This is a genomic window from Halopseudomonas sp. T1L2 (genome assembly GCF_055397385.1).
On record NZ_AP040865.1, the window covers coordinates 3,501,539 to 3,514,610 of the forward strand.

The 13,072-nt window shown below is 62.4% G+C and carries 13 protein-coding genes and 1 riboswitch; of the genes, 1 reads left to right on the plus strand and 12 read right to left on the minus strand.

Going from position 1 to position 13,072, the window contains the following annotated elements:
- Positions 1 to 32: 32 nt before the first annotated feature.
- The 10 genes from ACZ5WQ_RS16510 to ahcY all read right to left on the minus strand — a co-directional run bounded on the left by ACZ5WQ_RS16510 (position 33) and on the right by ahcY (position 9,958).
- Positions 33 to 920 carry an SH3 domain-containing protein gene (locus ACZ5WQ_RS16510; RefSeq protein WP_228245503.1) on the minus strand — a complete coding sequence of 296 codons (888 nt, stop codon included), beginning with the start codon at positions 918 to 920 and terminating at the stop codon, positions 33 to 35.
- Positions 921 to 1,125: 205 nt separating this feature from the next.
- Positions 1,126 to 1,791: a lysophospholipid acyltransferase family protein gene (locus tag ACZ5WQ_RS16515; RefSeq protein WP_464382700.1), complete on the minus strand. Its 666-nt coding sequence runs from the start codon at positions 1,789 to 1,791 to the stop codon at positions 1,126 to 1,128.
- 7 nt (positions 1,792 to 1,798) lie between these two features.
- On the minus strand, positions 1,799 to 2,755 hold the full coding sequence (locus ACZ5WQ_RS16520; RefSeq protein ID WP_228245501.1) for a phosphatidate cytidylyltransferase: 957 nt from the start codon (positions 2,753 to 2,755) through the stop codon (positions 1,799 to 1,801).
- Entirely contained in the window at positions 2,755 to 3,411 is a 657-nt protein-coding gene (locus ACZ5WQ_RS16525; protein ID WP_285677469.1) for a CDP-alcohol phosphatidyltransferase family protein, read from the minus strand. The genes ACZ5WQ_RS16520 and ACZ5WQ_RS16525 overlap by 1 nt, the downstream gene beginning before the upstream one ends.
- Positions 3,408 to 3,839, minus strand: coding sequence for a hypothetical protein (locus ACZ5WQ_RS16530; RefSeq protein WP_464382701.1), 432 nt, complete (start codon positions 3,837 to 3,839; stop codon positions 3,408 to 3,410). Before ACZ5WQ_RS16530 ends, ACZ5WQ_RS16525 begins: the two co-directional genes overlap by 4 nt.
- A gap of 138 nt (positions 3,840 to 3,977) precedes the next feature.
- Complete coding sequence (locus tag ACZ5WQ_RS16535; protein ID WP_464382702.1) at positions 3,978 to 4,577, minus strand: DUF3617 family protein; 600 nt, start codon at positions 4,575 to 4,577, stop codon at positions 3,978 to 3,980.
- Positions 4,578 to 4,710: 133 nt separating this feature from the next.
- On the minus strand, positions 4,711 to 6,348 hold the full coding sequence (locus tag ACZ5WQ_RS16540; protein WP_464382703.1) for a DEAD/DEAH box helicase: 1,638 nt from the start codon (positions 6,346 to 6,348) through the stop codon (positions 4,711 to 4,713).
- A 421-nt stretch (positions 6,349 to 6,769) separates the two neighbouring features.
- Entirely contained in the window at positions 6,770 to 7,507 is a 738-nt protein-coding gene (locus ACZ5WQ_RS16545) for a substrate-binding periplasmic protein (RefSeq protein ID WP_464382704.1), read from the minus strand.
- Positions 7,508 to 7,578: 71 nt separating this feature from the next.
- A complete protein-coding gene (metF, locus tag ACZ5WQ_RS16550; RefSeq protein ID WP_464382705.1) occupies positions 7,579 to 8,424 on the minus strand; it encodes a methylenetetrahydrofolate reductase [NAD(P)H] in 846 nt (281 codons plus the stop codon).
- A gap of 130 nt (positions 8,425 to 8,554) precedes the next feature.
- Positions 8,555 to 9,958, minus strand: coding sequence for an adenosylhomocysteinase (ahcY, locus tag ACZ5WQ_RS16555; protein ID WP_464382706.1), 1,404 nt, complete (start codon positions 9,956 to 9,958; stop codon positions 8,555 to 8,557).
- Between the two features lie 20 nt (positions 9,959 to 9,978).
- Positions 9,979 to 10,061: riboswitch (S-adenosyl-L-homocysteine riboswitch) on the minus strand.
- Positions 10,062 to 10,164: 103 nt separating this feature from the next.
- Here ahcY and ACZ5WQ_RS16560 point away from each other — a divergent pair.
- Positions 10,165 to 10,626, plus strand: coding sequence for a c-type cytochrome (locus ACZ5WQ_RS16560; protein ID WP_228245494.1), 462 nt, complete (start codon positions 10,165 to 10,167; stop codon positions 10,624 to 10,626).
- Between the two features lie 159 nt (positions 10,627 to 10,785).
- Here the strand turns inward: ACZ5WQ_RS16560 and metK are convergent, their stop codons facing one another.
- Together metK and ACZ5WQ_RS16570 are read right to left on the minus strand one after the other, a co-directional pair.
- Positions 10,786 to 11,970, minus strand: coding sequence for a methionine adenosyltransferase (gene metK / locus ACZ5WQ_RS16565; RefSeq protein WP_088274415.1), 1,185 nt, complete (start codon positions 11,968 to 11,970; stop codon positions 10,786 to 10,788).
- Positions 11,967 to 12,980, minus strand: coding sequence for an ArsR/SmtB family transcription factor (locus tag ACZ5WQ_RS16570; protein ID WP_464382707.1), 1,014 nt, complete (start codon positions 12,978 to 12,980; stop codon positions 11,967 to 11,969). Before ACZ5WQ_RS16570 ends, metK begins: the two co-directional genes overlap by 4 nt.
- Positions 12,981 to 13,072 lie beyond the last annotated feature (92 nt).

Here is a 13,072-nt window from a genome sequence, read left to right on the forward strand (position 1 = left end):
GGGATAACGATGCGTCTCATGCGGCCTTCCTTTTAGATCAGTTCCCAAGCGCCATCATCGGCCTGGCACGCTTTTACGGTCTGAGAGTCAGTGCTTTCGGCTGTTCGAATGTTGTAGTTGAGAGTTCGGCAGGTAGTTTGTGCTGCGACTTGTTGCTCAACTGGCACGGCGTCCAGGTCGAAAGCGTCAAGATCGATGCCTTTGCTTGCTGCGGTAGCAACATCGAGGCTGTCCAGATCGGTGGCTGTGTCGGCGACCGATGGGTTGGTGCTGTCGGTCGTTGTGGCGGGCACCTGCTCAACAAGTGGTGCATAGACGTAGCCTACGGTGACACCGCGGCGACCAACCATGATCCAGTTATTATCGGTCCTGCCTATCGCGGTAAATGTAGTGCCTGTGGGCAAACTGGCGACGCGCTCCGCATTAATGTCCGGTGCGTTGCGAACATTAGCCGATTTGGTGGAGCGATACGGCTGATTGATCAGCGACATGTTTGGTACGGCCGCTACGCTGGGCGCCCGTTTCACTGCAACTTGGCGCTCGACAGTCTCGCTACTGACGGCAGTAATAGTTGCGCTAGCACCACTGTGGCTGGAGGTCCACTGACGGCTTTGGCCATCAGCTGAATATTGGAGGGCTTGCTGGGTCTGTTGCGCGAGTGCCTGACGATCCCGCTCGTCCAGCTTGGAGCCAATTGTTTTGCCAAGATAGCCACCGGCAAGTGCGCCCGCAATGATGGCGGCGGTGCGACCGTTGCCATCGCCCACTTGGCTGCCAAGCAGCGCTCCGGCGGTTACGCCAATGAGTGTTCCAATGTTTTCCTTGTTGGCCCACTGATTTTCAGACAGGTTTGCGCAGCCTGCGCTGGTGGCGATTGCAGTGCCGAGGGTGATGGCGAGGGAAATCCGATTTGCTTTCAAAGGCCTGGTCCTGTGCGTATGTATGATCAATGCGAACAGGGGAAGGATAGGCAGGCTCCTGCTGCCGGCGATCATCCCTGAGCGCGGCATTATTATCTATAAAATGTAGTGGCAAAACAATGGCGTCAACACTATGGCGTCCCCGGCTGAAGTCGCTTGTTTATTGACGGCCGCGCCTCGCGCAGTCGCTATCGGCGCGCGAGGCTTACTCATCCTCCCAACGCGCATCCCGTTTGGTGATGCACTGAGCCAGCAGGCCTTCCAGCGAGGTCTGCAGGTCTTGCATGAAGGCGTTGCTGTCTTCACCCGGTTGCAGCGCTTCACCAATCACCACGTCGGCGTTGAACGGCACGATCATCGAGCCGCCCTTGGGCAGGGCGCGCCCGAGGCCGTGCATGGCAATCGGCACCACCTCAGTGCCGGCGTGGCTGCGGGCGAGGTGGTAGACACCCTTGCGCAACGGCTGCAGCTGCTCCGGGTCGCCGCGACTGCCCTCGGGGAACAGCAGCAGAATCTGACCATCGGCCAGCGCCTGCTGGCACTGTTCGAAGACCTGATCCTTGTCGACCTGACCCTGCCGGTCGAGCGGGATGATGCCGATCAGGTTCAGCGACAGCCAACTGGTGAAGCGGTTGCGCAGGAAGTAATCCGCTGCCGCCACCGGGCGTACCCGGTGCAACTCGCCGAGCGGATACAGGGCCATCAATACAAGGGTGTCCAGGTGGCTGTTGTGGTTGGCGGCCAGAATCGCCGGGCCGTGGCTCGGCAGGCGTTGCTTGTTGTAGATGTTCAGGCCAAGCAGCAGGTACACCACGGGCTTGACGATCAGCAGAAAGAACAGCTGTTTGGGCAGGCGCTTGATCACGGACATGGCGGCCTCAGTAGGTGGTGTAAACGAGGAAGTGGAAGAACAGCGGCGCGGTATACATCAGGCTGTCGATACGGTCGAGGATGCCGCCGTGGCCCGGAATCAGCTGGCTGGTGTCCTTGATGCGCAGGTCACGCTTGACCGCCGATACGGTCAGGTCGCCGATGAAGCCGGCCAGACCGATCAGCAGGCCTGCGGCCAGTCCGAGACCCCAGCCGATTGGCGTCAGCCAGGGAGCCAGCACGGCGCCGAGCAGGGTGGTGGTGGCGACGCCGCCGAGAAAACCGGCCCAGGTCTTGTTCGGGCTGATTGCCGGGACAATCTTGCGGTTGCCGAACTTCTTGCCCCAGATGTACTGGGCCACGTCGTTGAACTGGGTCAGGAACACCAGATACAGCACCAGACCTACACCACCGCCCGCCGGGTTTTCATCGGCGGGCAGCATCAGCAGATAGGCGACATGGCTGATGGCGAACACCGTGGTCATGGTTGCCCACTGATAGGAGCCGACCGCGCGAATGAAGCCCTTGGTTTCACCCAGCATCAAGAGGCCGAAGGGAATGAGCAGGAACAGGTAGACGGGAATGAAGACGATAAACATCCCGTACCAGCCTAGTCCAACCCAGTAGTACTGCAGCGGTACGGCCAGATACAGCGCGAGGATCAGGCGGCGGTCGGTGACGCGGACCGGCAGGATCGAGAAGAATTCACGCAGCGCGATAAAGCTCAGGATGGTGAAGAAGACCAGCGAGGCGGTGGGGCCAATCATCAGTGCGGTAAACACCACGCCGACCATTACCCACCAGGAGTTGATGCGCTGTTTCAGCTCCAGATAGCCGTCGTCGCTCAGGCGCGGGCGCAGGATCAGTTGGGTGATGCTGGCGATCACCAGCATGGCGACCACCACCAGCATGGCGTTCAGGGTATTGGGTGTGAGGTCGAGCATAAAGGGCAGGCCGATATCCATTATTCAATCCCCCGGCGTTCCAGTCGCAGATAGGCGCCGATCAGACGGCGCAGCACCGTCAGGCCACTGCCAACGGCGATGATGATCAAGCTGACCCACAGAATCAGCCCCGGGTGCTGCCACAGCGGATCGAATACCGACAGTACGCAGGCGCCGGTCAGCAGGGCCATGCGTTGCTGCTTGGCCATCGGCCCGCGAAAGTCGGCTGGCAGCCCGAGCGAGACACCGAGTACGCGTACATAGGCGGTCATCACGGCCAGCAGTGCGCCAAGCCAGGCCAGCCACTGGGCCGACTCGAAACCGGGCAGGGCAAAGCCGCAGGCAACGATCAGCAGCGGATCGGCAATGCGATCCGGGACATCGTTGAACAGCTCGCCCGCCGGCGTCTGCTTGCCGCCCTCCATCGCCACCATGCCGTCGAACAGGTTGCACAACAGGCGCAGCTGGATGCACAGGGCGGCGACGATCAGCCAGATCGAGCGCTCGCCGCCCGCCTGCTGACCGGACCAGACGAGCGCAGCCGCACCGGCCAGTGCGCAGATCACACTGAGCACGGAAATCTGATTGGGGGTAACGCTGCGCTGGCTGAGCCAGGCGGCGAAGCGGGTCATGATCCGCTGATCGCGGATCTTCAGTGGGCGGCGATTGCTGGTCATGGTGTCTCGTTGTTGAGGGTGAGGGTGAGGGCGCGGGCCTGGTGATGCAGGCGCACGCTCAGAAACAGGCAGTAGGCAAAGGCCATGCTGCTCGGAGGAATGATGGTTTGCCAGAGCGCGGGCGTTTGATGCCAGCGGTGCAGCAGGTAGAGCAGGGTGAAGCTGACGCCGACGATCAGCAGTGCCGGCAGCAGCATGCGCAGCGGGTTGTCCGGCAGGCGGCGAAATAGTGTGGTGACGGCCATGGCCATCAGCAGGGTGAGGATGCCGCTGAAGGTACCTTGCAGCAGGCCGGCCATCAGCGCATGTGACGTATCGTTGTGCCAATTGGCAAACAGGGCCCAGGCGCCCCAGATCAGGAAGGCGAGCAGCGCTGCGACCAGACGGCCGCGCCAGCTGTTGGCGTTATCCGGGGTTGTTGCAGACATGTACGCTCCCTGTCACTGCACGACGCCGGCACAGGCCGGGTGGGGGAGAATAACCCGATGACGTCAGGCAGGCGAGCCCTGCTCTGCACTGATGTGAAGCAGCGCAAGACTCTTTGTGGTGGGCACGGTTGACGCAGCTCAGTAGGGCGGGGCGTTGCCGCAATCGCTGGATTGCCAGCGGCTGATCTGCCGATGAGACAGGGTTACCTCGCCATCGCCGGGGCCGGCATCCGGGCCGAGTAAGCCGGCCGGCAGCGCATAGGCGCCCTGGCCGTTGAAAGTAGAGCGCATTTCAGTGCTGGAGAGCATTTCAATTGTGCCGCTCATGTCGCCGGTGAACCCGTCAGGATCGTTGCAGCGACCGGTGAACTCCAGGGCGTCAGCGCTGGACTGGCTGATCTTGAAGTCGCATTTGGGCATATTCTCCCGTGCATCGCGCAGCAGGGCTTGCGGGTCGGTCAGGGTTTTTGCTATGTCGGCTGTAATGCATTGGCGCTCCCCAACCTGTTCTTCAGTACCGAGCATTTCCTCGGCCATGGCCCGTTGCTCCGGAGGGAGGCTGTTGAGCATGTTGGTGCGCATCTCGCGCATACGCGCCTGCATATCGACACCGTTGATCAGGGTGATACTTTCGCTGATCCACAGGCCCGGTTTTGGCGAGGTGTCGAGCTGCTGGGCGCAGAGCAGGGCAGGAGCAAGGGCGAGGGTGGAGAGCAGTGCAAGCCGTGGCAGAGTCATGAAACGGTCCTTGTGACGTAAATACCTTCAAGGACTATAGCCGCTGATGAAGCTGCTGTGCAGCGTTGATGATGCGGGGCGTGATCGTTGCACAAAAAAACGGGGGCGCATGGCCCCCGTTTCGTTTTCGACCTCAGCGTGGGCCGAGCAGTGCCGGCTTTTCGCGCTGCGGGCGGCCACCCGATTTGCGATTGCTTGGCTTGCGCTCTTCAACCTCCGGCTCGATGCGATTGCCGAGTGCCTGACGACGGCGTTCAATCGCAACCGGATCTTCCGGAGCATGAATGCCGGGCATGACGCGTGGCTGGCCGGCTGCGCGCTGTCGTTGCTGATGCGGGCGTTGCTCGCCGCGCTGGCGGTCGTCGCGACGCTGGCCGCGTGGCTGGCCGTTTCCGCCGTTACCCTTGCCGCCGTTGCCGGCATTCCCGCCGTTCGCGCGGGCGCCCTGGCCTTGGCCTTGCGATTGGCCCTGGCCTTGGCTGGTGCGTTTGGCGGTCTGGCCACCCTGGCCGCGGTTGTTGCGCGCACCGCCATTGCTGTTGCTGCGCGCGTTCTGGCTACGCGGGCGCTCGCTGCGTTCCCCACGCTCACGCTCCGGGCGATCACTGTTCAGTTCGGCTTGGGCCGGCGGCTCGAAGCCCTCCAGTGAGCCCTCCTCGATGCGCTGCCTGGTCATGCGCTCAATCGAACGCAGCAGCTTGTCCTCGTCCGGGCTGACCAGCGACACCGCTTCGCCGCTGCGACCGGCACGGCCGGTGCGGCCGATGCGGTGGACGTAGTCTTCCGAGACGTTGGGCAGTTCGAAGTTGATCACGTGAGGCAGCTGATCAATGTCCAGGCCGCGGGCGGCGATATCGGTAGCTACCAGAATGCGCAGGGTGTTGGCCTTGAAGTCGGCCAGTGCCTTGGTGCGTGCGCTCTGGCTCTTGTTGCCATGAATCGCCGCCGCCGGCAGACCGTTCTTGACCAGGTACTCGGCCAGGCGGTTGGCTCCGTGTTTGGTGCGGGTAAAGATCAGCACCTGTTCCCAGGCGCCCTGGGTGATCAGATGGGCGACCAGCGCACGCTTGTGGCCGGCAGCAACGCGGTAGACCTTTTGATTGATGCGCTCGACGGTGGTATTCGGCGGCGTGACTTCGATACGCGCCGGGTTGTCGAGCAGCTTGTTGGCCAGATCGGTGATGTCTTTCGAGAAGGTCGCGGAGAACAGCAGGTTCTGACGCTTGGCCGGCAGTTTGGCGATGACCTTCTTCACGTCATGGACAAAGCCCATGTCGAGCATGCGGTCGGCTTCGTCCAGCACCAGTACCTCTACCTGCGACAGATCGACAGCCTTCTGACCGACCAGGTCAAGAAGGCGGCCCGGGCAGGCAACCAGAATATCGAGGCCGGGAGCGATGGCTTTCATCTGCGGGTTGGCGCCAACGCCACCAAAGATGCAGGTGGACTTGAGTGGCAGCTCGGTAGCATAGGCGCGAATGCTGTCGTGCACCTGAGCTGCCAGCTCACGGGTCGGGGTAAGTACCAGCACGCGAACCTGTTTGGCGCCCGGGCGCTTGCCGGCGGGCTCGCCAGCGGGGAATAGACGTTCGATAACCGGAAGTGCAAAACCGGCGGTCTTGCCGGTACCGGTCTGTGCCGCAACCATCAGGTCGCGGCCTTCGAGAACAGCCGGAATCGCTTGCAGCTGAACCGGGGTGGGCGTGGTGTAACCAGTGGCTGCCACGGCGCGTACCAACGCGTCCGACAGGCCCAAGGAGGCAAAGGACATTCAGAATAACCCTGTGATGGCCGTTGCGAACGTGCAGAGGGCAGCGGGCAGGTGTCTGGCACCGTGCGGCTGCCGCGTGTCCGTGCGGCCTGGAATGAAAGAAAGCAGTGTGTGACGTCGCACGCGCGCTACAAGGGCTCAGCGACACCGGCGCTTGGCAATGGCGTACGGGAAATGCCCCGGACAGACCGTGCCGAACAGTCGATTGGTGCTTGAGCGCTCGCCCTGAGTGACTGTCGCGGCCAACCGCTCTCTGCGTGGCGGTGGTGCGACGGGTCTTGGCAGGTCTTCGATAGTGCGCCTGATGCGCAGTTGATCGGAAGGCCAGAGAGCATGCGGAGTTGTTCAGTGCTTCCTGAAGCCCGGCGAGTATAACAGAAAGGGAGCCGCCGCATAGTGCCGACTGGCAGGCGCTGCCTGACTATTGCAGACCATAGCGATACAGCAGGTGCAGGTAGTCGTCCGACTGCTTGAATTGCTGCAATGCCTCGCTGAAGCGCTTTGCGAGGTCGGCCAGCGCCGGCGTTCGCGCGAATGCCAGGTAGAGCTCGCCGCTGCTCAGTTGAGTGTCATGGTGGGCGATCCGATCATTCAGTCCGAGTTGTCTGATGGTGTACAGGCCGACCCTGCGGTTGATCGGCAGCATATCGATGCGACCATGCTCCAGCATCAGCAGACAGGCTTCGATTGCAGGACAGGGCCAGCGCTCGAAGTAGTTGGCGGCCTTGAACTCATCGTTTCCGTAACTGTAACCGGCGGAGATACCGATACGCAGACCGCGCAGGTCTTCGATTCGGGTGAACGGAAATGGCTGGCTCTTGCGATAGAACAGCACTGTCTCGCTGTAGGAAAGCGGCTCGCTGGGATAGTGGTACGTCTGGCGGCGCTGGTCGTTGATGCCTATATCGAGAATGGCGTCGGCATTGCCCTCGCGCACCTCATGCTGGGCCCGCTTCCAGGGCATCATTCGCCATTTGGGGTCATAGCCCAGCTCACGCAGCAGCCTGTCGCTGACCTCGTAGTCGACGCCACGGATAGTGTTGTTCTCTTCAAATACGTAGGGTGGCCATGGCTCGCTGACAATGGTCAGCTGTTCGGCTTTGAGTGGGCTGGCTAACAGTGCCAGGGCGACGGCCAGAAGGCCATGAAATCGGTTCATGGTCGCAGTCTAGCGTGCTTTTGCGGTGCTCGCATGTTCGGGCTGCCGGGGTCGCCGGTAGCCCGTCCGGCTCAGCGATCGCCCTGCAGATTGCGCACAACGGCAAGGCTGGGTTCGGCCTGGTTGAGGGTGTAGAAGTGCAGGCCCGGTGCGCCGCCGTCGAGCAGGCGTTCGCACAGCTGGCTGATCACCTCGGTGCCAAAGGCGCTGATGCTGTCGCTGTCGTCACCGTAGGCTTCCAGTTGCTTGCGAATCCAGCGCGGAATCTCGGCGCCACAGGCGTCGGAGAACCGCGCCAGTTTGGTGTAGTTGGTGATCGGCATGATGCCCGGAATGATCGGGATGTCGACACCCGCCTGACGTACCCGGTCCACGAAGTGGAAGTAGCAGTCGGCGTTGAAGAAGTACTGGGTGATCGCGCTGTCGGCACCGGCGCGGGCCTTGCGGATGAAGTTCTGCAGATCGGTTTCAAAGTTTGGCGCCTGCGGGTGCGACTCCGGGTAGGCGGCGACCTCGATGGTGAAGTGATCGCCGGTCTCGGCGCGGATGAACTCGACCAGCTCGTTGGCGTAGCGCAGCTCGCCGCTGGCGTGACCCATGCCGGAGGGCAGGTCGCCGCGCAGGGCGACGATGCGCTGGATGCCGTTGGCACGGTAGTCGTTGATCAGGGTGCGCAGGTCTTCGCGCGAGTCGCCGACGCAGGACAGGTGCGGTGCGGTCGGAACCTTCACCTCGCCGTCCAGCTGCAGCACGGTGCGGCGGGTGCCGTCACGGGTGGATCCGCCGGCACCGTAGGTGACGGAAAAGAATTCAGGGCCTGCCGCAGCCAGGGTCTGGGCGGTGGCGAGCAGTTTTTCGTGGCCGGCTTCGGTCTTGGTCGGGAAGAACTCGAAGCTGATGGGGGCGTTGGTCGTCATTATCTCTCTACTCTTGGAAGGGCGTCAGCTTCAAGCCTCAAGCTGCAAGCGGCAAGCAACCCCCGGAAACCGGTGCCCGCCAGCGAGGCGGGCAGGGCTCTTGAGGCTTGCAGCTTGCGGCTGACAGCTATCAATAGCGATAGCTGTCGGGCTTGAACGGGCCTTCGACGGTGACGCCGATGTAGTCGGCCTGGGTCTTGGTCAGCTGGGTGACGACGCCACCGAAGCCCTTGACCATTTCCAGTGCGACTTCTTCGTCCAGCTTCTTCGGCAGCACTTCAACGGTCAGCGCGGCGGCCTTGTCGGCTGCAGACAGATCGGCGAACTTGCGCTCGAACAGGTGGATCTGTGCCAGCACCTGATTGGCGAAGGAGCCGTCCATGATCCGCGAGGGGTGGCCGGTGGCGTTACCCAGGTTCACCAAGCGGCCTTCGGCCAGCAGGATCAGGTAGTCGTCGTTGGTGGCGTCAATGGTCTTGCCGGTGCGGTGGATCTTGTGCACTTGCGGCTTGACCTCTTCCCAGCCCCAGTTGGCGCGCATGAAGGCGGTATCGATCTCGTTGTCGAAGTGACCGATGTTGCAGACCACCGCGCGTTTCTTCAGTGCTTTCAGCATGCCGGCGTCACAGACGTTGGCGTTACCGGTGGTGGTGACGATCAGGTCAATCTTGCCCAGCAGCGCGGCGTCGATGCAGGCGTCGGTGCCGTCGTTGATGCCGTTGTGGTACGGGGAGACGACTTCGAAACCGTCCATGCAGGCCTGCATGGCGCAGATTGGGTCGATTTCGGTGACCTTGACGATCATGCCTTCCTGGCGCAGCGACTGTGCAGAACCCTTGCCCACGTCACCGTAACCGATGACCAGCGCCTGCTTGCCGGATAGCAGGTGGTCGGTACCGCGTTTGATCGCGTCGTTCAGGCTGTGGCGGCAGCCGTACTTGTTGTCGTTCTTGCTCTTGGTGACCGAGTCGTTGACGTTGATTGCCGGGACCTTCAGGGTGCCCGCTTTCAGCATGTCGAGCAGGCGGTGCACGCCGGTGGTGGTTTCTTCGGTGATGCCGTGGATCTTGTCCAGCATCGCCGGGTATTTCTTGTGCAGGATTTCGGTCAGGTCGCCGCCGTCGTCCAGCACCATGTTAGCGTCCCACGGCTGACCGTCCTTGAGGATGGTCTGCTCGATGCACCATTCGTACTCTTCTTCGGTCTCACCCTTCCAGGCAAATACCGGGATGCCGGCGGCAGCGATCGCAGCAGCGGCCTGATCCTGGGTTGAGAAGATGTTGCAGGAAGACCAGCGTACTTCGGCGCCCAGGGCAGTCAGGGTTTCGATCAGTACGGCGGTCTGGATGGTCATGTGGATACAGCCCAGAATCTTGGCACCCTTGAGCGGCTGCTCGCCGGCGTACTTGCGGCGCAGGCCCATCAGCGCGGGCATTTCCGACTCGGCGATGATGATCTCGCGGCGGCCCCAGTCGGCCAGGCTGATGTCGGCGACCTTGTAGTCGGTAAAGGCGTTATTGATCACGGCACTCATCTGATTTCTCCATTCGTGGTTGCGAATGGGCGCGGTTAAATGTCGCACGCCCCGGACGAGCCTGGCAGCGGCTGGAGCCGCTGCTGCAGCGCCCCTCGTCCGGGGCTGAAGTTACCCGGTCAGGCTGTTCGCACAGGAACACGCCTTGGCCGGAATCGGTTCAGAGGCGATACTGTCGCCCCTCCTGTATGTCGTCTGGATGAAACATGATCGCTGTTCCATACCGAAAACTCGTTGTCGCCCTGTTGCTCGGCGCGGCTTTGGCCGGCTGCAACAATGAACCTGACCCCAACTCGCACGAAGGCAAGCGCCAGGCGCTGTTCAAACAGATGCTGCGCCAGACCGAGCCGATGAGCGGCATGCTGACCGGGCGCGTTACCCCCAGCATGGGCGAGTTCATGAACAAGGCCGATACCCTGGCCCAGCTCGCCGATCAGCCCTGGGAGCACTTCCCGACCCCGGGCGATGACCCCGAGCCGAACCGCACCAAGGACACCGTCTGGTCCGATCCCGAAGGCTTTGCCCTGGCCATTGATGACTTCAAGGCCAAGGTCGCCGACCTGCATGCCGTTACCTCTGTCGGCATCAAATCCCTGGACCAGGCAGCTGATGAGCTGCGTGCGGTCCAGCAGTCCTGCAAAAGCTGTCATGACAGCTATCGCCAATAAACCCAGCTGGAAGCCTTAAGCTGGAAGCTTCAAGCAGTCCGAGTTGTATTGGGCTGCTTCTATCGGTCTGCCCGGCGCTTGATAGTGCTGGGCGTAGATCCACGCTGACTTGGCTTCCAGCTTCCAGCTTCCAGCTTCCAGCTTCCAGCCGCTACGCCGTCAGGCGTCCGCGCGCAGCGCGTCAGCCTTGTCTGTCTTCTCCCACGGGAAGGCTGTGAAGGTGTCACCCTTGACGGTCATCTCGAACGGGTTGCGGCCGAAGTGGCCGTACGCGGCGGTGGCGCGGTACATCGGGTGCAGCAGGTCGAGCATGCGGGTGATCGCGTACGGACGCAGGTCGAAGTGCTGACGGACCAGCTGGATGATCTTCTCGTCGCTGATCTTGCCGGTGCCGAAGGTGTTGATCGATACCGAGGTCGGCTGCGCCACGCCGATGGCGTAGGAAACCTGAATCTCGCACTTGTCGGCCAGGCCGGCAGCGACGATGTTCTTGGCGACGTAGCGGCCGGCGTAGGCGGCGCTGCGGTCAACCTTGGACGGATCCTTGCCGGAGAACGCGCCGCCACCGTGGCGAGCCATGCCGCCGTAGGTGTCGACGATGATCTTGCGACCGGTCAGACCGCAGTCGCCCACCGGGCCGCCGATGACGAACTTGCCGGTCGGGTTGATGTGGTACTGGGTGGCGGCGTGCAGCAGTTCGGCCGGGATCACCTTTTTGACGATCTCTTCCATCACCGCTTCGCGCAGGTCCGCCTGGCTGATGTCCGGGTTGTGCTGGGTCGACAGCACGATGGCGTCGATACCGGTGACGATGCCGTTCTCGTAGCGGCAGGTGACCTGCGACTTGGCATCCGGGCGCAGCCAGCCGAGGCTGCCGTCTTTGCGGGCTTCAGCCTGACGCTCGACCAGTCGGTGCGCGAAGGTGATTGGTGCCGGCATTAGCACGTCGGTTTCGTTGCTGGCATAACCGAACATCAGGCCCTGGTCGCCTGCGCCCTGATCTTCCGGCTTCTGACGGTCAACGCCCTGGGCGATGTCCGGTGACTGCTTGCCGATGATGTTGATCACGCCGCAGGTGGCGCCGTCGTAGCCAACGTCCGAGGAGGTGTAGCCGATGTCGCAGATCACGCCGCGCACGAGGTCTTCCAGATCAACCCAGGCGCTGGTGGTGATTTCACCGCCGACGATGGCAACACCGGTCTTGACCATGGTTTCACAGGCGACCCGGGCAAATTTGTCTTCGCTCAGGATGGCGTCCAGAACGGCGTCGGAAATCTGGTCAGCCAGTTTGTCCGGATGGCCTTCGGACACGGATTCGGAGGTGAAAATCGAGTAATCGCTCATGGGTCTTTCCTGTCCTCGGGAGAAGGGGATTCGGGTTTGGCCAGCTGCAGCAGTTGCAGCTGAAAGCCGTTACGCAGGCCGATGTACTGGCTGTTGCCCGGACGCAGTCCGGCAGCCTCGGCCCAGCGCGCAATATCATCCTGGTCAAAGCCTAGCCACAGATCGCCGCAGCTGTCGCGTACCCAGCTCTGGTCGTGGCTGCACAGCTCGGTCAGCACCAGGCTGCCACCGGGTTTGAGCAGTGCGGCAAAGCGCTTGAGCGCTTCAGCTGGCGCCGGCATGTGGTGCAGCACCATGTTGCAGACCACGCAGTCAGCCAGCGGCAATTGCTGCGGCAGCAGGGCGTCGGCGAGCAGGCAGTCGACGTTGGTCAGGCCGGCTTCCTGGCATTGCTGGCGCGCCCGCTCGAGCATGGCGTCGGCGTTATCGAGCGCGACCACGCGCTGGAAGCGGCTGGCCAGGCTGGGCAGAAAGCCGCCTTCGCCCGGACCAATCTCGATGGCCAGTTGCCGGGCCGGCAGCGGCAGGGCGTCGATCAGGATCAGCAGCGGCTCGCGGTAGATGCCAAAGTGGGCGATCAGGTCCTGCTGCGCCGGGGTGCCATCGGCAAAACGGGCAAAGAACTGGCGTGACAGCTCTGCACGCTGGGCGTGCACTGCAGCAATGGCTTGCTGCAGTTGGGCGTCATCCGGCTGGCTGTCGAGTTCGTTCAGCAGTTGGCTGTGCAGCCGATGCCAGGGCTGTTCAGTGACCGGCAGGCTGCGGCGGTAGAAGATCGAGTTGCCTTCGCGGCGCGTGCTCACCAGCCCTGCGTTTGCCAGCACCTTGAGGTGGTGGCTCATGCCGGACTGGCGCATGCCGAAGATCTGCGCCAGTTCCAGCACGCCGAACGAGTCGCTGCGCAGCACCCGCAGGATATCCAGCCGCAACACATCGCCAGCGGCCTTGCAAAAGGCGGCCAGATCGTCGGTCTGACTGGGGGTGGCGGGAAGGTGCGCAATCTGGTTCATGCGGCGCAGTTTAGTTTTGATCGGGCGTCGCCGCAACGGCTATATCAAAAAACTTTGATATAGGCCCCTCCGTTCGTCCGGCGAGCGAACGA